Below are 20,154 nucleotides of genomic sequence, written 5' to 3'. Positions count from 1 at the left end.
GCCTAGCTCGCCTATCCAGTCCATCCCGAGGTTCCAGCCGTCCATGTCTCTTCGTTTCGCGCGACTGTTCACCGCCACGCTGATTGGCCTTAGCGCCACTGCCACCGTCCTTGCCGCCGGACCGCAACTCGTCTGGCGCGGCGACATCACCACCGCTCGCGGCGTCGTCACCGACGTGGCCAAGGCGTGGGAGAAAGCCGGCAAGGGCAAGATCGAACTGCAGCCGTTCAACACCGCCTCCGGTATCGACGCAGTCGCCAAGGGCAGCGCGGATCTCGCGGGCTCGGCTCGTCCGGGCATCGGTGGCGCCGAGCAGTCGCTCACCTTCACGCCGGTGGCGTGGGATGCGCTGGTGATGGTCACCTACCCGTCCAACCCGGTGAGCAACATCACGATCAAGCAGCTCCATGAGATCTACATGGGGCACATCACCAACTGGAAGGAACTCGGCGGCAACGATGCGCCGATCAACCTCTACGCGGTGGCGAGCCCGGGCGACGGCGTGGAATACAGCCTGCGCAAGCTGCTGTTCGGCCGCGGCAACCAGCCGGTCGCCGCGCCGCGCCTGTACGTGAACGTGGCGAAGCTGGAAGAAGGCGTCACCCTCGACAAGCAGGGTCTCGGCGCCACCACGCTTGCCGGCGTCTCGTCGAACAAGAAGGTGAAGATCCTTTCCATCGATGGCGTCGCCCCGTCGATGTCCACGGTCAGCAGCGGCACCTATCCGCTGTTCACCGAGCTTTATCTCGTCTCCAACGAGAGCAGCCCGAAGGCGGCCGAGATCAAGGAGTTCATCACCTTCCTCACCTCCAGCCAGGGCAGCTCGCTGCTGCGCTCGCATAGCCTCGTGCCGTACGCCGATGGCGCGTCGCTGGCGTCGAAGGATGCCGCGCGTCGTGCCGCGATCGCTTCCACCGTCGGTACGCGCGCCAATGTGGGCCAGGCGATGACCACGCCGACCGTGGCATCCGCCACGCCGACCCCGGCCGCGGTGGAGAAGGAAACCGCCGTTGCCAAGGCGCAGGTCGCCGGCAAGGGCGCCAAGGCGGCGAAGGAAGCCAAGGCATCGGTCGCCACCGCGGCGGAGCCGTCGCAGTTCGCCAAGGTCGTGGCCAGCGTCACCACCACGGCGCACATGGGCTTTGCAGGCGTGCGCGTCGAGGCCTTCACCGCGTCGGACAACGCCAAGACTGGCGGTCGCTTCGCGAAGGTGCTTGCCGATGCGGTCACGGTGAAGGGTAAGGCCGTTGCCCGCCCGATCGCCGCCGCGCCGGCCGACGCCGTCGAGAAGTCGAAGGCCGTGGCGACGCCGAAGGTGGCCGAGGCCAAGCCGGCCGCCAAGGCCAGCAAGACCGTCGCCAAGGCTGCGGAGCGCAAGCCCGCCGCCTCGCGCACTTATAAAGTGGCGCAGGGCGACACGCTCTATTCGATCGCGAAGAAGAACGCCATCGACGTGAACCAGTTGCGCGCCATGAACGGCCTGAAGGACAACAACGTCCGTCTCGGCCAGGTGCTCAACGTCGGCGCTCGCTGAGCCGTGGCGGTTCGCGCGGTATCGCTCGATCTCGACGACACCCTGTGGCCGGTGCTTCCGGCCCTGATCGAGGCCGAACACTGCGTCGATCGCTGGCTCCAGCAACATCATCCCGACGTCGCCAGCGCATGGCCCATCGAGGCCATGCGCGAGTTGCGCGACAAGATCGCGCGGGAAAACACGCACCTCGCCCACGACTTCAGCGAACAGCGGCGACTGACGATTCGCCACGCGTTTGCCGCGTGCGGCATCGACGACGCGCCGGTGGACGAGTTGTGGCGCATCTACTTCGCCGCCCGCAACAACGTCGAACTCTATCCGGACACGCTGCCGGCGCTCGAGCGCATCGCACGACACGTTCCGCTGGTCAGCATTTCCAACGGCAACGCCGACCTGGAAGTCATCGGGCTGCATCATTTCTTCCACACGCGACTCAACGCCAGCGGCGTGGGCGTCGCCAAGCCGCACCCGCAGATCTTTCTCGCCGCCGCGGAAGCGCTGGCCATCGCGCCCGGTGACATGCTTCATGTCGGCGACGATCCGATGCTCGACGTGGTGGGTGCGCGCGAAGCGGGGCTGCGCACCGCATGGCTCAATCGCACGGGCGAGCGCTGGTCGCACGGCCCTGCTCCCGATCTCGAATTCGCCGACATGGCAGCGCTCGCTGAATGGATTGACGCCACGGTCTCGACGGACAGTTAGAATGGCGATCTACTGATAGCAACAATGCATTGACGCGGTTGGCAACGACCGCGAGGTTGGGAGACCTGATGTCGCCGCTGATCGAACGCAAATCCGGAAAACGCACCGCCATCCTCATCGAGACCGTGGACGCGGGCAGCATGGCCGCCACCGAAGCACGCCTCGACGCTGCGCAAAAGCAATGGCTGGCCGCCACCGGATTTCGTCCCGTGCCCGGCGCGCTCGCGCTGTTGCCGGGCGTCGACGGCGTGGCGCGCGTGCTCGTGGGTGCCGATCGCCACCTGCCCATGGCCGCACTCGGTGCGCTGCCCTATCGGCTGCCGGAAGGTGTCTACGAACTCGCCGTGGAAGGCGTGGTGGACGACCGCGATCTCGCTGCGCTCGGCTGGGCGCTGGGTGCGTACCGTTTCGATCGTTACCGCGCGGCCGAGCGCAAGCCGGCGCAGCTTGTGGTGAGTCCGTCCACGTTGCGCGCGTTGGCGCCGGTCATCGCGGCCACGACGCAGGTGCGCAACCTCGTGAACACGCCGACCGAGGACATGGGCCCGGAACATCTCGCGCAGGCCATTCGCGAGCATGCGGAAGAGCACAAGGCGAAGGTGCGCGAGTGGGTGGGCGACGAGTTGCTCGAAGGCAACTTCCCCACGATCCATGCCGTGGGCCGTGCGAGCCACCGCCCACCGCGCCTGATCGAACTCACCTGGGGCAAGGCGTCCAATCCCAAGCTCGTGCTGATCGGCAAAGGCGTGTGCTTCGACACCGGCGGACTCGACATCAAGCCGTCGGATGGCATGCGCTGGATGAAGAAGGACATGGGCGGCGCCGCGCACGCGATCGCGCTCGCGGGCCTGGTCATGGCAGCCAAGCTGCCGGTGCGGCTCACCCTGCTCGTGCCCGCAGTAGAGAACGCGATTTCGGGCAATGCCATGCGCCCGGGCGACGTGATCCGCACGCGCGCCGGCCACACGGTGGAAGTGGACAACACGGACGCCGAAGGGCGGCTGGTGCTGTGCGACGCCCTGGCCTTCGCGGCAGAGCAATCGCCGGACCTCATCGTGGATTTCGCCACGCTGACCGGCGCCGCACGCGTGGCACTCGGCCCCGAACTTCCTGCCCTGTTCACCAACCGCGACACGCTGGCCGACCACGTCCTGGGCGCCGCCGACGTCGTGCACGATCCGCTTTGGCGTCTGCCCTTGTGGCGGCCGTATCGACGCATGCTGGAGTCGTACGTAGCGGATTTCGCCAATGCGGGCCCTTCGCGCCATGCGGGTGCGGTCACCGCCGCGCTGTACCTGGAGCGCTTCGTGCCGGACACCCAGAACTGGATGCACCTCGACACGTATTCGTGGAACGACGGCGATCGTCCGGCGCATCCGCGCGGCGGCGAGGCGCAGGGTCTTCGGGCGTTCTTCCGGTTCCTGTCCGAGCGTTACGCCTGATCGCTCGCGATCGGCAACGCCGATCGTCAGCTCTCGTCGGTTTTGCCGACGTCAGTGTCAGCGGTGGCGTCGACCGCCGCTGAGTCCTCGTTTTCTGCATCGGCCATGCCTTCCGCCGCCTGATCCCGCTTCGCCTTCCACGCGATGACGGCGCGCAGGTTGCGCTCGAGTTCGGCGATGGTCAGCGGGAAATAGTCCTCGTGGGCGTCGGTGACCTGCCAACTGGCCAGCAGCTTGTCGGTGGCGCCGACGCCGATGGCATTGAGCGCACTGCGCACGTCCCTCGGATCGAGATCCGTCGCTTGCAGGATCAACTGCCATAGCCAGTTCATCCGCTGCGGATCGACGCCGCGCGTCATGGGTGGTCGGGTATAGAGGCGGGCGGGCGCGTCGAAGTCGCTCATGGTGCATTTCCTTGCGGACACGCGAGCCAGTATGCCACCGGCCTTTAGCACCGGTATCGGCCCACGTCGCGTCTTCGCTCAGGACTTCCCTGCGCCGTGTACATCCGTCGCCGCCGATGACCCGAGGCGACCATGCCCTTACAGCGGCTGGTGCATCGGCCGGATGATGTAACCCACGGGCAGCCATCCGCTGCCGCCAGGCGCGAGCGACACCGTTTCGAACAACGCGGCACGCGCATAGTGCGTAACGAAGATCACGTTGAGGTAATCGCCCGGCGGGAGTCCGACAGGATCGCGTACGCGCGCCACTTCGCACCATTCGCGACTGACCAGCGCACCGCGGTCCAGCCGAATGCGACGCAGATACCGAGTCCACTCCTGACGGGGCACCCGCTTCTGCATCAACGCGCCGGCCTCCAGCCACATGGCATCGGGGCGGCGGTCGTCGGACAGACGCACCCAATGGGTGGCGCACGCCACGGCGTTGTCGAGCGAGTTGGGCTGAGGACCGAGCCGCGGCGCGTTGCGGATGCTCAACAGCGAGGCAAACGCATGCGTGCGCGGGACGCCAGCAGCGGGAATGGTATGAGGCTGTGGGTAAACCGAAGACACGGTCCCTTCTCCGTCATGGGACGAAGCCAGCTTCGGGCGTGCGCCGCCCGCTGCCAAGTCAGCCGGAAGGGATACGCGGCTTGTTGTAGCCGATCAACGCCGCCCGAAGGCGAGCACCTCGGAGGTATAGGTCTCGACCACGAGGCTGAACGGCTGGTTGGTGCCGGTATAGAGCACCGCCCGATGGCGCAGCACCTCGTGCGGGATGTCCAACGGTGCCTTGTGCGGGGCCGGCAGCGGCGCGTCCATTTCCCATCCCGTAGGCAGCGGCGCCCAGAGCAGGTCGGCGCTGACGGTCTGGCGCCGGAAATGCAGCGGCTGCACCACCTTGCCGAAGGGCTGGTCCGTGCTGTCGAGGGTCTGGTTCATTTCCGGCGTGAGACGCGACGGTACGTACCAGTTGTCCGCTTCCGACAGCACGTGATCGCCGCAGGTCAGTTGCACGCGGCGATAGCGCACCGGCTCGTCCGGGCCGATGCCCAGGGTCTCGCGTGCATCGGCGGGCAGCGGCTTGTCCTGCCCTTTCACACGCCGCGCAAGAATCTTCGCCTCGGGTGCCAGCGCATGAGCGCCGCACCAGCGCTCCAACGTCAGCGTGGCGCTTGGATGACTGAGCAGGTCCGCGTTGAGCGACTGCAGCAATGCGAGCGCCTGCGTGCGCGAGGCGACATCGTCCGTCCACGGCTCACGCGCCTGCGCGGTGGCGGCCATGACGGCGAGGGAGGTAGCGGCAATGATCGTACGTGTCTTCATGGTGCGTCCTTCACGGTGAGGCATTCGACGCGGCCCGCTTGCTGAAGCGACGGGCCGCCGCGGCGATGCCTAAAGTCCCTTGGCGGCCTGTGCCACGGCGCGAAACAGCGCGCGGCCCTTGTTCATGGTTTCTTCCCACTCGGCGGCGGGATCGGAATCGTGGACGACACCGCCGCCGGCCTGCACGTGCAGCCGGCCGTCCTGGATGACCGCCGTGCGAATGGCGATGGCGGTATCGGCATCGCCCCACCAACCAAGCCAGCCGATGGCGCCCGCATAGATGTTGCGCTTGAACGGCTCGAGTTCCTGGATGATTTCCAGCGCACGAATCTTCGGCGCGCCACTGACGGTACCGGCGGGGAATGTCGCCTTGATGACGTCCATGTACGAGAGGTCGTCGCGGATGTCGCCTTCGACCTGCGACACGATGTGCATCACGTGTGAGTAGCGCTCCACCACGAAGGATTCGGCGAGTTCCACCGTGCCCGTGCGGCTCACGCGGCCGACGTCGTTGCGGCCGAGATCGATCAGCATGAGGTGCTCTGCACGCTCCTTCGGATCGGCGAGCAGCTCGGCTTCGAGTGCGGTGTCCTCGACGTCGTCCTTGCCACGGCGACGCGTACCGGCGATCGGCCGCAACACGACGCGACCGTTCTTGAGGCGCACGAGAATCTCGGGCGACGAGCCCACGATCTGCGTCGGCCCCATGTCGATGAAGAACATGTACGGCGACGGATTGGTCGCGCGCAGTGCGCGGTAGACGTCCACCGGACGCGCGTTGAAACCGACACTGAGGCGCTGCGACGGCACCACCTGGAAGATATCGCCGGCGAGGATGTATTCCTGCGCCTTGCGGACCATCGCCTCGTATTCCTCGCGAGTGAACGACGATTTGAAATCGGACTCGTCCAGCGCAGCCGGTTGCAACAGTTGCGGATACGACACGCCGCCCTGGCGCAGCCGGAAGGCGAGTTGATCGAGGCGGCGTGACGCTTCGGCATACGCCTGCGGCCGCGACGGATCGGCATGCACGATGAGGTAGAGCCGACCCTTGAGGTTGTCGAACACGGCGACCTCGTCGGCCAGCATCAACATCACGTCGGGCGTGCCGAGCTCGTCCTTCTTGTCCCACTGCGCAAGGCGCTGCTCGATGTAACCGATGGTCTCGAAGCCGAAGTACCCGACGAGGCCGCCGGTGAAGTCGGGCAACCCGGGCAGTCGTGGCACGTCGTACTGCTTGCGCAGCGTCTCGATCTCGGCGAGCGGGTCGTCGAGGTGACGGCGCTCCACCACTTCGCCGGATTCCTCCACTTCCAGTTCATGGCCGCGCAGGCGATACACGCGCCGTGCCGGCAAGCCGATGATCGAATGGCGCCCCCAGGTGGCGCCGCCCTCGACGGATTCGAAGAGGAAGGTATATGGGCCGTCGGCAAGCTTGAGGTACACCGACAACGGCGTGTCGAGGTCGGAAAACACTTCGCGCACCAGCGGAATGCGCGTATGGCCCTGCGCGGCGTAGGCGTCGAATTGGTCGCGGGAGATCATCGGTTGGGGTCGTGAGGGTGAACGCCCGATTGTAGCCGTGTGTTTCCCGCACGGGTGATCCGGCGCGCCGTCGTCTTTCGACGGGCCCGGATGCCGGCCTCTACCCCAGCCGCTGGCGGGGCATGCCTTTCAGATGCAGGGTAAAGGCGACGCCGTCGTCCACGTTGCGGGCGCTGGCGGTGCCTTGGTGGCGCTCGGCCACGAGGCGGACCACGTAGAGGCCCAGGCCCAGATGCGGTGCGTCGCCTGGGGTGGCCTTGTCGCGCAGGCTTACGAGGGAGTCGAACAGACGCCCCTGCATGGCCGCCGGCAGCGGCGGCCCCTGGTTCGATAGCGTGATGTCTGCGCCCTCGGCCGTGGGCCGCAGCGCGATGCGCAGCCAGCCGCCCGGCGGGGTGAACGAAAGCGCGTTGTCGAACAGCTTGTCCAGCGCCTGGGCGATGAGTTCGGGCGAGACGTGCATCGGTACCGGCTCGCCAGGTAGCTCGGTTTCCAGGCGACGATCGCCGGCCAGGGCGCGATAGCCTTCCGCGCAGCCGCGCACGATGTCGGCGAGGTCCACGTCCTCCGCTTCCGCGGCCGCAATGGCGCGCTCCATCCGGCTCGCCTCACTCATGGCGCGAACCAGCGCGCCAAGTCTCGCCACGCCGTCGCGCGCTCGTGCAAGGTACGGCTCGGCCTCGGGCGGTAGCCCGGCGTGGTCGAGATTGTCGAGCGACGATTTGACGATCGCGAGCGGCGTATTGAGCTCGTGCGAGAGCTTGGACGCGAGCGTGCGCAGGTAATCGGTATAACCACCGACCACCTCGAACAACCGCGCGAAGCTACGCGCGAGGTCGCCCAGTTCATCCGTGGCGTCGGTGAGCGGGAACGGTCCGTCCAGGCGACCATCGTTGGCCTGCGCCCGCTCGGCCGCGTTGCGCAGGCGGCGCAGGCGGAAGGTGAGCCGTGTCGCGAACAGCAGCAGCACGCCACCGGCCACGAGCAGCACGGCGAAGCTCGTAAGCAGCAAGCCGAACAGCGCACGGTTCGCGAGCAGCGGCACTGCGCGGCTCGGTTGTTCGAGCAGCACCACGCCATGCATTCGACCGCGCACGGTCACCGGCATCGCCGCCGCCAGCACAACGCTGCCACGCGCCTCACCCGCGCGCCACGCTGTGGCGGGCTTACCCTGCAACGCCTCACGCACCTCGGGCAGATCGACCCGCGGCGCATCCTCGGCCCAGGCGCTGTCGTCGTCGAGGCGCGTCGCGAGCAATGAGCGATAGACCAGCGAGGCGAACCAGCCAGGACGCTCGGCGGCGGGAAGGTCCGGCAAGGCGAGCTTGCCGCTCTGCGCCATCAGCCATGCATCGGGAGATAGCATGCGTACGCGGACGCCGTCCGGCGCCAGCCGCGACAACTCCTGCGAGAGCGCCGCGGAAAAATCGAGCAAGGGACGGCTGTCGGCGCTCAAGGGCTCGTTGTCGCCGTCGGCAGCAATGTGCACGCCGAGGCCGAAGCGGTCGAGGCGAAGACCACGCGGCAGGCGGAATTCCACGTGGAAGCCGCTGCCATCCTCCTGCCACTGAGCATTGATGCGATCGGGCAGCACACCGGCGTCGGCATCCAGCGCGATCGCCGTCGTGGGCCCCGGCGCGGCACTGGCGAGCAGGTAGCGCTGTGCATCCTCGCCGCTGGCGATGGAGATGATGAGGTGATCGGCGCTCAGCACCAGGCGGTCGCCCGCGTCGGCGCGATGGCGCTGCGGCGCGCGCACGTCCGCGTAGAAGTAAAGCCAGCGATCGTCCTCGGCGAGCATCACCTTCGTGTTGCGGCCGAAGCTCTGCGCCCACGGGCTCAGCGACGCCCAGTCGTCCGCGTAGCCGTCCACGGTGATCGGCACCGGCGTGCGTTCCACGTACCACGCGGGGCCTGCCGGCGGCAGCGGCGCATCCACGACCACCAGGCTGCGCGCCATGGCGCGCGCGGAGGCGACCAGCGCCTGCGCCTGCCCTTCGCGCAGCAACGTTTCCATCTGGCGCACGTAGAGCCACCCTGCGACGGGCAACGCGAGCGTGCAAAGCGCCACGAGCAGCAGTTTCTGGCGCAGGCTCATCGGGTATGGCGACGGGAACGAAGCGCGACGTGGAGCGCGCGGTCGCTAGAACGGCGAACGATGCTCACGGCGTCCAGCGATAGCCCACGCCATGCACCGTTTCGATCGCATCGAAGTCCGGTGCCAGCGCCACGAATTTCTTGCGGATGCGCTTGATGTGCGAGGTGATCGTCGCATCGTCGACCACCAGCTCCGCTTCGCGCATGAGCTGATCGCGATTCTTCACGTGGCCCGGGAAGCGCACCAGCGTGTGCACCATCCAGAACTCGGTCACCGTCAGCGGGATCTCGATCCCGTTCCACAGCACGCGCATGCGCTCGGACTCGAGCTTCAGCGGGCCGTGCTCGATGACCGTCTCGCTGGCGGCAGGCGTCTTCAACGATTCGATGCGGCGGAACAGCGCGGCGATGCGAGCGGCGAGCTGATGCAGGCTGGTGTCTTTGGAAAGGTAATCGTCGGCACCGAGGCGCAGGCCGGAAATGACGTCGAAGTCCGAATCGCGAGCGGTGAGGAAGATGATCGGCAAGGTGGCCGACTTCGCGCGCAGTTCGCGACAGAGATCGAAACCACCTTCGGGCTCGTCTCCGAGACCGATGTCGATGATCACCAGTTCCGGCAGGCGCATGGCGAAGGCATTCGACGCCTCGGAACGCGAACCGTAACCGCGCGTCTCGTAGCCGAAGCGGTTCAGCGCCTCGACGTAGTTGGCGCGGATCAGGGGTTCGTCCTCGACGATGGCGATACTGCGGGCCATGGGGCATTCCGTGAAAGTGAATCGGCGTGCGCAGGGTGCTACGCGCCCGCGCGTACCGCAAGGCCCTGCCCCGTTTTGCCCGCGTTTCGCCTCCTTAGCCGCCGTCGTCGGCCAGACCGGCGCACCGGCCGATGTCGGTTTGGCGAGAAAGGACATGCCGCTGCCGCGTCTCCATCAAATCTTCAAGAAACGTGGATCGGGCCTTGAAACCGCGGACCTAACGTTCCACGCTCGCCCTGGTGTTGACCGGCTGTCCCTTCGGCTTCATGGCGACGTTCGGCCTGCTGTCCCTCGCGGGGATCATCGTCAATAACGCCGTATTGCTTCTGGAACGAATCGAGGCGGAGGTCGCCGATGGTCGCCACCATCACGACGCGGTGATCGAGGCTGCGGTGAAGCGCCTACGACCGATCGTGATGACCAAACTGACCTGCGTCGTCGGACTCGTTCCGTTGATGCTGTTCGGCGGGGCGCTCTGGACCGGCATGGCCATCACGCTCATTGGCGGACTCCTGCTCGGTACGCTGATTACGCTTGGACTCATTCCGTTGCTCTACGACGTGCTCTTCCGTGAGCGTCATGCTTCTTGAGGTCGCGCTGTCTGTCGCGTCGTTGCCTGGGCATGCGCAGGCATCCAGGCACCACGCCCTGCACGGTTCTCGCCATGCGAGTTACACGATCGGCTCAGCGAAGATCAATGAGCCGCCGCGGTCTGACGAAGAGACGACAGGCATGCGGATCGGATCGGCGCGAGCGCCGGGTCGGACACATGGCTCAGCGACGTCACGGCGGCGTCCGTCCAACGCGCGACGTCTGCCTCATCGGGTTCGATCGCACGGTCCTCGCAATACCATGACGCGGGCGGAAGCTCGCGGTGGGAAGACAGCAGCGACAAGACCTCTTTGGGATTCGTCAGTAACGCGTCACTGATGGCCTCGTCGATCGATTCGGTACGATCGCCGTCAGTGCCCGCGCGAAGGGTTACGAGCGTGTTCAAGGCGTCGGCGTCTCCGCGACTGCCTCGGGCCAGCGCCACCGTCCACTGAGTCTCGGACAGGCCAGCGGTTTCCGACGAACGCTGTGCTGATGGCGCATCCGAGGGAGCCTGAAAAGACGTGGGCGTGCATTGTGACTGCGCATTGCAACGCGCGAATTCCGCGCAGGTCATGGCGGCGACGTTCGCCAAATCGCTACGTGCCTGCGCAAACACCAGATCCGCCTGGTTGTCGCAACTGGCGCCAGCCATCACGTCGCGGCAGCGCGTGGATGCGGCGGCATCCATGGCATGGCGATCCTTCGGCGAAACCTGCTGTTTGTAATCGTCCAGCGCCTCGCGCAAATCCGCCGGTGCAAGCCATGTCAGATGCTTGCCGGGGCACTGCTCGTTGAGCGCATCGTTCCATGCCCGCTGAACGTTCACATCATGGGCCTTGGCGACAAAGCCCATCGCGATCGCAAGAACGAAGCCTGTGGCAATGGCTGAGATACGCATGGCGGTGCCCTCGATGCGAGACGATCTCACGATATCGCCGGCCTCTGGCAAATCGAGGGCCAGGCGATTTCCGCCGCATGGCAATCGACGAGCGATCCGGCCGCGCAAGTAGGAGCCGGTGGGAGCCACCCTGGTGGCGAAAAGCCAACGAAGCGTTGTAACCGTGAGTCAGATCCCCATCGCCAGCAGGCTGGCTCCCACCGGCAAGTTGTGGGAGCCGCTACAGCGGCGAGAAGCCCACGAAGCGATGATGCGGCGAGGTGGATTGCCTCGCCGCCATGGCGGCTCCCACAAGGGAGTGCCGCTGCCCCAGGGCCTGGGCCGATGTATGCGTCTGGAGGCATCTGTCGACGCCGAAGCAAGAACGTCCCACGACGCCTGCACAAAGCCTTTGCCCGCGCTTTGCCATAAACGGTCCGCGGATTGCCCTGTCATGGACGCTCCGCCCGCCGTGTGCGGCACCGACACTGTCCATCACGGCGCGCCACCCGGCGCCGGAGGAGAACCCATGAAAACCAAGCCCGACGCCGACAACACCGAACTCGACCGCGACTTCGAGCCCCTGCGCGTGGCACTCGCGCTTGGCGCCCTGGTCCTTGGCCTGCTGTTCGGCCTGCACTGACGGGAGACATACGCATGGATCTCTTCGACGACTTCGTGGAACCGGCCATGGAAGGCCTTGGCGCGGCCGGCTCGCAGGGAGGCGCGCCGGCCGCTGGGCCCGCAGAACCGGACCCGAACTGGTATCCCGTTTGACCTCTTTCCCCTGAGCTCCTCCCCGGGAGCATCCTTCACTCCCCCCTCCAACCGGACGGGGGAGCTTTTTTGCGTTCGTTACTGAGCCGTGCGGACGCGTGAGGCCACCTGGCCAATCGGTACCAAGTCGGCGGGCTGCACCTCACCCACCGTGACCGTACCCACCATGCCGCGGAAGTAGTCGTCACCGGCACGGGACAGCAGCTTGTTCATGCTGAAGCTGGAACCGCCACCGACGCGATTGGCGTCTCCGTCGGCACCGAACTGTCCCACGGCGTCGCCGTTCGGCGGCGACAATCCCGTGATGAAGACGGATCCTCCGACGGCCGTGGCCGCTTCGATCATCCGCATCTCGGCGAGATAGCGCTGACGCGCACGCCTGCCCGCCACGGGGTCGGCGTACTGCTTGCGCAAGTCGCGCCAATAGGCATCGGCCTGTGCCCGTTCCTCCGACGAACTGGCGAGGTACGCACGCGCGAAGGCGCTTTCGTAGAGCGGATCGTGCCGCTCGGCCGCCAACGCCAGCCATGCCACGCCTAGCGGGCGATTGACCTTGCCATGGTCGCCGTTGAAATACATGAGACCCAGCACGTATTGCGCGGGCTTGCTCGCCCAGAAGGCGGCGTCGCGAAAACGCTCCATGGCACGGCCATCGTGTCTCTGGCCGTAGTCGCGCACACCGGCGCAGAAGTAGTAATCACCGGGAAGCAATCGCTCGAGCCCGGTGGCGCAGGACTTGACCGATGCCTTGATGGCCTCCCTGGAAGCGTCCGGCACCGCATCACTGGCGGTAGCGGTGGCGACGGCCGATACACCGAAAAGTACGAACGCGACGATCCTTATGACTGACATAAGCACTACCTCCCTGGTTCCGTTGGATTGCTTGCCTTACCCCGTAACTGCCCCTCGACAGAGGGGCGCCTTTCTCGGGCTATTTCGTTGCGCACCTACTTGGTCCGGGCGGCGGAGGCCACCTGGCTGATCGGCACCAGTTCCGCATCGCCCACGAAGACGTGGCTGTCGTAGCCATAGAAATACATGGCCTTCTGCGTCTGCAGAATGCGACCGAGCGAGAACCCGCTCTGCAACGGCATGTCGTCGGACCCGCCGTAGCCGTAGGGCACGGTCACGCCGTCGATGAAGATGCTGCCGCCGAAGTTGGTCGCCCATGCGATCTGTTGGTACTCGCGATCGAAACGGCGCTCCGCACGCGGCGCGGCCACGTCGTCGGCGTAGGTCTGCTTGAGCTCCTTCCAGTACGCGTTGGCCTGCGCCAGCTCGTCCGGGGTCACTTGTCCGTAGGCCGAAATGAAGGTCGGCTCGTACGACGGATCATGGCGTTCCGCCGCCAGCGCCAGCCAGGCAAGACCGAGCGGACGGTTCCTCTCCGCGTGATCGCCGTTGAAATACATGACGCCGAGCGCGTACTGCGCCGGCTTGCTCGCCCAGCGTGCGGCTTCCTTCAGGCCTTCGCGCGCGAGGCCCTCATGGCCGCTCCAAAAATTCCGCGCGGCGGAGCAGAAGTAATAGTCGCCGGGCAGGAACCGTTCGAGGCCGCCGGGGCATGGCATCAGCGACTTGGCGACCTGGCTCTTCTGGTCGGGCAACGGTTGGGGACGCTGGCCTGCGTGAGCAGCCAGGGATGTGGCCGCAGCCACGGCAAGAACAAAAGCGCAAAACCTTTTCATCGGCGCGTCCTCTGTGTGTAGCCCCCAAGAGCGGCTTTACTGTACTACAGAGTTCGCTTTATTGCCGTGAAGACTTGCGATCCCGGGACTCAGCCGCCGATCGCCGCGTGCATACGGCGAATCACGTCCGCATAGTCGGGGGCATTGAAGATGGCCGAGCCGGCAACGAAGGTATCCGCGCCCGCCGCGGCAATCGCGCCGATGTTGTCGGGCGTGACGCCACCATCCACTTCGAGCCGGATGGCGCGGCCACTGGCGTCGATGCGCTCGCGCACATGGCGGATCTTGTCCAGGGCGGTGGGAATGAACTTCTGACCGCCGAAACCGGGATTCACCGACATGATCAGCACCATGTCGATCTTGTCCATGACGTAGTCCAGCCAGGACAGCGGCGTGGCGGGATTGAAGACGAGGCCCGCTTCGCAGCCCTCGTCCTTGATGAGCTGGATGGTGCGATCGACGTGCTCGGTCGCCTCGGGATGGAAGCTGATGCTGCGCGCGCCCGCCTTGGCGAAGTCCGGCACGATGCGGTCCACCGGCTTGACCATGAGATGCACGTCGATGTGCTCGACGATGCCGTAATCACGCAAGGCCTTCAGCACCATCGGGCCGATGGTGAGGTTGGGCACGTAGTGGTTGTCCATGACGTCGAAATGCACCCACTGCGCGCCGGCGTCGAGCACCTTGCGCGTGTCCTCGCCCAGGCGAGCGAAGTCGGCCGAGAGGATGGACGGGGCGATGACGGGGGATTGCTTGGCCATGGGAAGGTACCGTGTCGATCGTCGGGGCCGCTGTCGCGGCTGGGGGAATGCCTTCGCGAAGGTTACCGCGTCGGCGTCACGTCGGTGCTCACTTGAAGCCGCGCTCGGCCTTGATCCGCTCGTACGCGGCATTGATCTCGCTCGCCCGCGATTCCGCGCGGCGACGCATGTCTTCGGGAAGATCGCCCAGACGGTCGGGGTGATGTTCCGAAATGAGCTTGCGGTACGCGCGCTTGATCGCGCGATCGTCGGCGTCGCGCTGAATGCCGAGGATCGCGTACGGATCGGGGCCCTGCGTGTTTCGCTGCGGAGGCACGTAGCCGCCGCCGTGGCTGCGCCCACCCTGGCTTCGACCGCCGGCACCGGCATTCCACGCGTAGCCCTTCATGGCCATCAGCGCCATCAATTCCATGTCGCTGACGCGCAGCGCGAACGCCAGTTGGCGCAGCAACGCCATCTTCTCCGGCGACGGATTGCCCTCGGCCAGCACGGTTTCGATCACGACGTCGATGACCGGGAATGCATGGTCGCGGCGGTGACCAACCCAATGGCGCAATTCGTCGATGACCGCGGTGGCGTTGAACTCGGGCTGCTTGCCCTCGTTGAAGGCATCGATGGCCGTGCGGCGGTCGTCCTGGCCGAGACCCATGCGCGCCATCAGCCGTTCGGCGATGGCGATCTCCGCTTCGGAAACGCGTCCGTCGGCCTTCGCGACGGCGCCGATCAGCGCGAACAGCGGCGCGATGTAGCCGCCCTGCGCAGGTGTGCGGCGACGTTGCTGCTGACGACTGGCGTCGAACATGAAGCCGAGTGCGCCGCCCACGAGGGCGCCGAGCACGTTGTGCGTCAGCCACATGCCGAGCACGGCGCCGATAAGAGTGCCGGTGAAATTCATTGAGCGGCCCTGGAAGGGGTCTGGGCGGAGAACCACTCGGCAAGCTGGTCGAGTTCCGCATCGGTAAGAGGGCCGGTCGCGGCGCGCATCACGGGGATGTCGCGGCGACCGTCGCGGTATTGGCGCAGCGCTTGGCGCAGGTAGTCGAGCTTCTGCCCGGCCAGGTTGGGCGCGCCGGGAATTCTCGCCATGCCGTCTTCGCCGTGACAGGCCGCGCACAGCCCGAGTCGCGCCGGCTTAGAAGGAGGCGCAGCGGAAACAGGGGCGGAGAGGGCCAGGGCAAGTGCCGCGGTCGTGAGGATTCGCATGACGAGGCTATGGGGGCGGTAACGCAAGATTCTAGCAGGCGGATCGGCACGGTCCGCCGCCCATGGATCGCGGTTATCCCACAGAGCGTCGCAGGCGGTGCGTCCCGGAGGAAGACGCACCGGTACAATGGGCGGATCGCCGACCTCCCGGAGTCCCGCCGTGCCTACCACCCTCTCGCAATCCGACCTGCCCGGCCTGGAGCTCATCCACCGCGGCAAGGTCCGCGACGTTTACGCCCTGCCCGGCAATCGGCTGCTGATGGTAGCGACGGACCGGCTCTCGGCCTTCGACGTGGTGCTGCCGGATCCCATTCCGGGCAAGGGCGAGATGCTGACGCAGATCTCCAACTTCTGGTTCGCCAAGACCGCGCACATCATCCCGAACCATCTCACTGGCGAGGACGTCGCCTCGGTGCTGCCTGCGGGCGTGGACCCGGCGCTGTACGCGAAGCGCGCGGTCATCACCAAGCGCCTGAAACCGGTGCCGGTCGAGGCCATCGCGCGCGGGTATCTGATCGGGTCCGGTTGGAAGGACTACCAGGCCACCGGCGCCCTGTGCGGCATCACCCTGCCATCGGGCCTGCAGCAGGCGCAGAAGCTTCCCGAGCCGATCTTCACCCCGTCCACCAAGGCCGCGGTGGGCGACCACGACGAGAACGTAAGCTTCGATGCCGTCGTCGCTGCGGTGGGCGAGCCACTCGCCCACGCCGTACGCGATGCGACGCTGAAGATCTACGCCTTCGCCGCCGCCTACGCTGCCGAGCGCGGCATCATCGTTGCCGATACCAAGTTCGAGTTCGGCACCGACGAGCACGGCGTGCTGCACATCATGGACGAGATGCTCACTCCCGATTCGTCCCGCTTCTGGCCCGCCGACGAGTACAAGGTCGGCATCAGCCCGCCGAGCTACGACAAGCAGTTCGTACGCGATTACCTGGAACGTATCGGCTGGAACAAGAAGCCGCCGGCACCGCAGGTTCCCGCAGACGTCATCGCAGGGACGGCGGCCAAGTACGCCGAGGCGCTCGACAAGCTCGCCGGCATCCGCCTAGATTGAGGCGCCGCTACCGGTTGGCGGTTCACGGTTAACGCTTCACGGAGCATGCCATGCGCGACGCAGCCACCTGGTTCGGCAACTACGGCCGTGACCATCAGAACCCGACCAACCGGCTGATCCACTGGATCTGCGTGCCCGCGATCACCTGGACGGTGATCGCGCTGGTCTGGCTGATCCCCGTGCCGCTGTGGCTCGGACGCCCGGGGCTCTGGGCGGTGCTGGCGATGTTCCTGGCGTTCTGCTTCTACTACTACCGCCTGTCGCGGAAGATCGGCCTCGCCATGGCCGGCGCCTTCATCGTGCTGGCCTTGTTCACCGACATGCTCTACCGCGCCATCGGCAGCACGGGGCTGCTCTGGCTCGCGATCGGCGTCTTCGTGGTGGCGTGGATCGGCCAGTTCGTGGGTCACAAGATCGAAGGCCGGCGCCCTTCCTTCCTCACCGACATCCAATACCTGCTGATCGGCCCCGCGTGGCTGATGAGCAAGGCCCTCGGCCGCTTCGGCGTGTCGTACTGACGGACACGCCGTGACCCAGTCGCTCCTGACCCTGCTTTCCGCCGCCATCTGGTGGGTGATCTATTCCAGCGCCATCGCCGTCGTGCCGGCACTCATCGTCTGGCTGGCCCTGCGCTGGCTGGAAAAGACGCCGGTAGTGTTCAACCGCGCCTACCTCGCCAGCCTCGTCTGGACGCTGGCCGCGGTGTTGATGGGGGGACTTGTGATTGCCGCGCAGCACGGCCGTGAACCGGGGCAGTCGATCTTCGTGCTGCCGTGGATGCGCGCATCGCTCGTGGCAGACATGCTGCTGGGCGTCTGGCTGCTCTGGTGGATGGTGCCGCGTACCGATGCGCGGCGGGTGAAGCCTACCAGCGCCTGCATGGCCGTCGCCCTGGTCATGGTGGTGGCGATGATCGTGGGGACGGCCATTCGGCGATAGTTATCGCCTATGGGCGCCATCCAAACCATGCGTTGGACTTAAGCATGGGCGACCCCATAATGAGAGTCATTCTTATTGGGAGCCCTGCCATGGCCCGGAAAATCAAATACGCCGCGACGCATTTCAGCATCGCGTTCTCCATGAGTTACGCCGTCAACCAGAACCTCGCCGTCAGCACACTCGTGGGCATCGCGGAGCCGATCGCGTTCGCGCTGGGTCGCGACCTGGTCAAGCACACGCGCCACGACCTTCCGGTCGCACGCGCCGCCTGATCCACGGATTACTTGCCGCCGGCGCGAGCGTTCGTCTCGCTCACGGCGCGGGTGAAACCCTCGAACGGGATGTCGGTGATGCCGACCAGCCCGATATGCGCGTTCTCGCCATCGAGCACGCGACCGGTGACCGGCTGGTCCACGTACTGGAACCAGTGGGTGCCGACGATGAGGCCGGATGCGACGGCAGCATTCACGAAACGCGCATAGGCCTTGCCGCGCTCCGCTTCGCTGGCGACGGACGCCACGCCGCCACCGAACGGCCCGCGGTCCGTCGAGCCGAAGTGGAACTCCGTAATCATCACCGGCTTGTCGAGACGCTTGAACGCGGCCACGTCGAAGCCGTGCTCGGGCAGGTCGGTATACGTGTTGATGCTGGTGACGTCGGCGTACGCCGCGCTGGCGGCTTCGACTTCCGGCGTACGCACGGCGAGCCGGCCGCCGAGAAACAGGTGATGCGGGTCGGCCTGCTTCAGCGCATGCGCGACCGTGCTGAAGTAACGGTCGGCATAGCGGCGCAGGAAAGCGATCTCGTCCACAGCGATGGCGGGATACGCCTCGTTCGGGTCCGGGGCCTTGAAGCCCTTCGCCGCAACGTCGTTCCACGATGACACCGACACGCCCCAGGCCTTGGCGAATGCAGCGACGTCGCCGTGGGTCTGCTTGAGATACACGAGGAAATCCTGTTTCGCGGGGCTCTCCGGCCCCTGCGCGAGCGTGCCGGCTGCAAGGGCCCAGCGGCCCTGCGGGCCGACACCCGCCCAGGCGAGTTCGTTGTCGGCGAAGTAACCCAGCAGCCAGGGATCGTCGCGCACGCCCTTCGTCGCTGCCGCCACGGCGGCTGTCACTGCTTTCACGAAGCGCGGATCGAAAGGATCGGGCATGCGACCCCACCAGTCGAAACCGGTACCCACGGTGTTGAAATCGCCGCGGATCAGGATCGGCACGGTATAGGCGATGCGCGGGTCCTTCGCGAAGGCAGGATCGCTCCAGTTGCCGAGCGTGTTGAAGCGCCACGCCTTCAGGCGATCGACCGTGCGGCGTCGCCAAGCCGTCTCCACATCGGCGCCGCCACCCAGCGAGCGCGCGACGTTGTTCGCATAGACGTCCCACCAGCGACCGTGATTCATGCCGTTGTCGCGCTGCGAACCCTGATCGCTGCGACTGTCGGACGTGCCACCGAACGGGCCGTTCGCCGCGGCCGGTTCGGCGAACATGAACTCCCGGCCCTGCACGTAGGTGCGGCCGTCGGTTTTGTTGACTGCATTCACGCCGAGCGAGAAGAACGCGTGCCCCTCCGGCGTCACCAGCCACCAGCGATCGCCCTGCTTCTGCGTACGGAACCAACCGGTGGCCTTCATCGCCGGCAGATCGATGCGACCGCCGTAGCGATCGCGTTGGGTGCTCGCCGTGGCCGTTAGTGTCGCGCTGGCGCGTGTCTTGAGCGATGCGTCGTCGGCAATCTTCTCCGGCCACGTGCTACGGGTGTATTGCCCATAGCGATCGACGATGCCGGTGTAAGCGCGGCGCAGATCGTCGCTGCCGGCCACGTCCTCCATCCGTCCGATGAGGATGGTCTGCGCTGCGCCGGGCTGCGGCGTCGAGAGGGTCACCGAGGTCACGCCAGCAGGATCGATGGCGCCGTCGACGCCGGTCGCCACGAGTCGCGGCGTACCCGCGTCATCGAACGGCATCGGCGGGCCGACCTGCATACCGAACGCGCGCGGCGACGTGGGCTGCAACGGCACAGACACCGTCTGTGGCGGCCCCGGCGGCAGACCCACGGTCGTCGTGAGGTGCTTCGCGCCAGAGGCCACGTCGATCGTCAACGTCACCGGCCACGGCATACCGTTCTGCACACGCAGGCGAAGCGTGCCGTTCGCGGGCCAGGCCCAAGCACCCTGCTGCGGTGCCAGCGTCAGCGAGGGATGGGGCGCCGGCTTGAAGGTCAACGCCACCAGTGTCTCGCCACCGCTCGCGGGTCGCGGCGTCGGATCGAGCGTCGCATCGCGGGCCGTGGTGCGCAGCGTGGCAGGTGGATGCGAGAGATCGAGCGTGGCTGCTTGCGCGGACAAAGCGGTGCTTGCGAACAGAAACGCAATCGGCAGGCGCATGCGTGGACTCGTTTACGTAAGGCGAAGG

Annotated in this window: 20 protein-coding genes and 1 pseudogene; 8 read left to right on the top strand and 13 right to left on the bottom strand. The window is 66.4% G+C overall.

Features of this window, described 5'->3' with window-relative positions; translation table 11 throughout:
* Window positions 1-43 precede the first annotated feature (43 nt).
* From BT115_RS10385 to BT115_RS10375, 3 genes are all read left to right on the top strand, one after another.
* On the top strand, window positions 44-1,534 hold the full coding sequence (locus tag BT115_RS10385; protein WP_072322544.1) for a LysM peptidoglycan-binding domain-containing protein: 1,491 nt from the start codon (window positions 44-46) through the stop codon (window positions 1,532-1,534).
* Between the two features lie 3 nt (window positions 1,535-1,537).
* Window positions 1,538-2,236, top strand: a complete 699-nt coding sequence (locus BT115_RS10380) for an HAD family hydrolase (RefSeq protein ID WP_072322543.1) — start codon at window positions 1,538-1,540, stop codon at window positions 2,234-2,236.
* 68 nt (window positions 2,237-2,304) lie between these two features.
* A complete protein-coding gene (locus tag BT115_RS10375; protein WP_072322542.1) occupies window positions 2,305-3,678 on the top strand; it encodes a leucyl aminopeptidase family protein in 1,374 nt (457 codons plus the stop codon).
* 26 nt (window positions 3,679-3,704) lie between these two features.
* On the opposite strand, the gene BT115_RS10370 is transcribed toward BT115_RS10375, so the two are convergent.
* The 6 genes from BT115_RS10370 to pdsR all read right to left on the bottom strand — a co-directional run bounded on the left by BT115_RS10370 (window position 3,705) and on the right by pdsR (window position 9,844).
* Entirely contained in the window at window positions 3,705-4,082 is a 378-nt protein-coding gene (locus BT115_RS10370; RefSeq protein ID WP_072322541.1) for a hypothetical protein, read from the bottom strand.
* Window positions 4,083-4,220: 138 nt separating this feature from the next.
* A complete protein-coding gene (locus BT115_RS10365) occupies window positions 4,221-4,694 on the bottom strand; it encodes a DUF4019 domain-containing protein (RefSeq protein WP_072322540.1) in 474 nt (157 codons plus the stop codon).
* Window positions 4,695-4,787: 93 nt separating this feature from the next.
* Window positions 4,788-5,447 (bottom strand): hypothetical protein, encoded by a 660-nt coding sequence (locus BT115_RS10360; protein ID WP_083527409.1) that lies wholly within the window; start codon window positions 5,445-5,447, stop codon window positions 4,788-4,790.
* Between the two features lie 69 nt (window positions 5,448-5,516).
* Window positions 5,517-6,992: an anthranilate synthase component I gene (trpE, locus tag BT115_RS10355; protein WP_072322538.1), complete on the bottom strand. Its 1,476-nt coding sequence runs from the start codon at window positions 6,990-6,992 to the stop codon at window positions 5,517-5,519.
* Between the two features lie 100 nt (window positions 6,993-7,092).
* Window positions 7,093-9,090, bottom strand: coding sequence for an ATP-binding protein (locus BT115_RS10350; protein WP_072322537.1), 1,998 nt, complete (start codon window positions 9,088-9,090; stop codon window positions 7,093-7,095).
* Between the two features lie 64 nt (window positions 9,091-9,154).
* Window positions 9,155-9,844, bottom strand: a complete 690-nt coding sequence (gene pdsR / locus BT115_RS10345) for a proteobacterial dedicated sortase system response regulator (RefSeq protein WP_072322536.1) — start codon at window positions 9,842-9,844, stop codon at window positions 9,155-9,157.
* A gap of 230 nt (window positions 9,845-10,074) precedes the next feature.
* Between pdsR and BT115_RS10340 the strand changes: the two are divergent.
* Window positions 10,075-10,434: pseudogene (locus BT115_RS10340) on the top strand (efflux RND transporter permease subunit); the annotation flags it as partial.
* 104 nt (window positions 10,435-10,538) lie between these two features.
* Here BT115_RS10340 and BT115_RS10335 read toward each other — a convergent pair.
* The 6 genes from BT115_RS10335 to BT115_RS10310 form a co-directional block, all read right to left on the bottom strand.
* A complete protein-coding gene (locus tag BT115_RS10335; RefSeq protein ID WP_072322535.1) occupies window positions 10,539-11,336 on the bottom strand; it encodes a hypothetical protein in 798 nt (265 codons plus the stop codon).
* An 834-nt stretch (window positions 11,337-12,170) separates the two neighbouring features.
* Window positions 12,171-12,944: an SEL1-like repeat protein gene (locus tag BT115_RS10330; protein WP_072322534.1), complete on the bottom strand. Its 774-nt coding sequence runs from the start codon at window positions 12,942-12,944 to the stop codon at window positions 12,171-12,173.
* 95 nt (window positions 12,945-13,039) lie between these two features.
* Window positions 13,040-13,780 (bottom strand): hypothetical protein, encoded by a 741-nt coding sequence (locus BT115_RS10325; protein ID WP_143144528.1) that lies wholly within the window; start codon window positions 13,778-13,780, stop codon window positions 13,040-13,042.
* Window positions 13,781-13,869: 89 nt separating this feature from the next.
* Window positions 13,870-14,541, bottom strand: coding sequence for a ribulose-phosphate 3-epimerase (rpe, locus tag BT115_RS10320; RefSeq protein ID WP_072322532.1), 672 nt, complete (start codon window positions 14,539-14,541; stop codon window positions 13,870-13,872).
* Between the two features lie 88 nt (window positions 14,542-14,629).
* Entirely contained in the window at window positions 14,630-15,436 is an 807-nt protein-coding gene (gene djlA / locus BT115_RS10315; protein WP_072322531.1) for a co-chaperone DjlA, read from the bottom strand.
* Window positions 15,433-15,744 carry a c-type cytochrome gene (locus BT115_RS10310; RefSeq protein ID WP_072322530.1) on the bottom strand — a complete coding sequence of 104 codons (312 nt, stop codon included), beginning with the start codon at window positions 15,742-15,744 and terminating at the stop codon, window positions 15,433-15,435. The genes djlA and BT115_RS10310 overlap by 4 nt, the downstream gene beginning before the upstream one ends.
* A 160-nt stretch (window positions 15,745-15,904) precedes the next feature.
* Here BT115_RS10310 and BT115_RS10305 point away from each other — a divergent pair, with 160 nt between their 5' ends.
* The 4 genes from BT115_RS10305 (at window position 15,905) to BT115_RS10290 (ending at window position 18,012) form a co-directional block, all read left to right on the top strand.
* Complete coding sequence (locus BT115_RS10305) at window positions 15,905-16,801, top strand: phosphoribosylaminoimidazolesuccinocarboxamide synthase (RefSeq protein ID WP_072322529.1); 897 nt, start codon at window positions 15,905-15,907, stop codon at window positions 16,799-16,801.
* 50 nt (window positions 16,802-16,851) lie between these two features.
* Window positions 16,852-17,319, top strand: a complete 468-nt coding sequence (locus BT115_RS10300) for an Mpo1 family 2-hydroxy fatty acid dioxygenase (RefSeq protein ID WP_072322528.1) — start codon at window positions 16,852-16,854, stop codon at window positions 17,317-17,319.
* A 10-nt stretch (window positions 17,320-17,329) separates the two neighbouring features.
* Window positions 17,330-17,740, top strand: coding sequence for a hypothetical protein (locus BT115_RS10295; protein ID WP_072322527.1), 411 nt, complete (start codon window positions 17,330-17,332; stop codon window positions 17,738-17,740).
* Window positions 17,741-17,829: 89 nt separating this feature from the next.
* Window positions 17,830-18,012 carry a DUF2061 domain-containing protein gene (locus BT115_RS10290; protein WP_072322526.1) on the top strand — a complete coding sequence of 61 codons (183 nt, stop codon included), beginning with the start codon at window positions 17,830-17,832 and terminating at the stop codon, window positions 18,010-18,012.
* 8 nt (window positions 18,013-18,020) lie between these two features.
* Here the strand turns inward: BT115_RS10290 and BT115_RS10285 are convergent, their stop codons facing one another.
* Entirely contained in the window at window positions 18,021-20,126 is a 2,106-nt protein-coding gene (locus tag BT115_RS10285; RefSeq protein ID WP_072322525.1) for a beta-agarase, read from the bottom strand.
* Window positions 20,127-20,154 lie beyond the last annotated feature (28 nt).

Source organism: Luteibacter sp. UNCMF366Tsu5.1, from assembly GCF_900119235.1.
GTDB lineage: Bacteria > Pseudomonadota > Gammaproteobacteria > Xanthomonadales > Rhodanobacteraceae > Luteibacter > Luteibacter flocculans.
Note: the sequence above shows the minus strand (reverse complement) of the source record. Positions and strands in the feature narration are given on the sequence as shown.

Coding starts and splice junctions, on each gene's coding strand:
- BT115_RS10375 (WP_072322542.1), top strand. CDS start 2,305: ATGTCGCCGCTGATCGAACGCAAATCCGGAAAACGCACCGCCATCCTC.
- BT115_RS10360 (WP_083527409.1), bottom strand. CDS start 5,447: ATGAAGACACGTACGATCATTGCCGCTACCTCCCTCGCCGTCATGGCC.
- BT115_RS10325 (WP_143144528.1), bottom strand. CDS start 13,780: ATGAAAAGGTTTTGCGCTTTTGTTCTTGCCGTGGCTGCGGCCACATCC.
- rpe (WP_072322532.1), bottom strand. CDS start 14,541: ATGGCCAAGCAATCCCCCGTCATCGCCCCGTCCATCCTCTCGGCCGAC.
- trpE (WP_072322538.1), bottom strand. CDS start 6,992: ATGATCTCCCGCGACCAATTCGACGCCTACGCCGCGCAGGGCCATACG.
- BT115_RS10310 (WP_072322530.1), bottom strand. CDS start 15,744: ATGCGAATCCTCACGACCGCGGCACTTGCCCTGGCCCTCTCCGCCCCT.
- djlA (WP_072322531.1), bottom strand. CDS start 15,436: ATGAATTTCACCGGCACTCTTATCGGCGCCGTGCTCGGCATGTGGCTG.
- pdsR (WP_072322536.1), bottom strand. CDS start 9,844: ATGGCCCGCAGTATCGCCATCGTCGAGGACGAACCCCTGATCCGCGCC.
- BT115_RS10385 (WP_072322544.1), top strand. CDS start 44: ATGTCTCTTCGTTTCGCGCGACTGTTCACCGCCACGCTGATTGGCCTT.
- BT115_RS10370 (WP_072322541.1), bottom strand. CDS start 4,082: ATGAGCGACTTCGACGCGCCCGCCCGCCTCTATACCCGACCACCCATG.
- BT115_RS10330 (WP_072322534.1), bottom strand. CDS start 12,944: ATGTCAGTCATAAGGATCGTCGCGTTCGTACTTTTCGGTGTATCGGCC.
- BT115_RS10300 (WP_072322528.1), top strand. CDS start 16,852: ATGCGCGACGCAGCCACCTGGTTCGGCAACTACGGCCGTGACCATCAG.
- BT115_RS10290 (WP_072322526.1), top strand. CDS start 17,830: ATGGCCCGGAAAATCAAATACGCCGCGACGCATTTCAGCATCGCGTTC.
- BT115_RS10350 (WP_072322537.1), bottom strand. CDS start 9,090: ATGAGCCTGCGCCAGAAACTGCTGCTCGTGGCGCTTTGCACGCTCGCG.
- BT115_RS10285 (WP_072322525.1), bottom strand. CDS start 20,126: ATGCGCCTGCCGATTGCGTTTCTGTTCGCAAGCACCGCTTTGTCCGCG.
- BT115_RS10335 (WP_072322535.1), bottom strand. CDS start 11,336: ATGCGTATCTCAGCCATTGCCACAGGCTTCGTTCTTGCGATCGCGATG.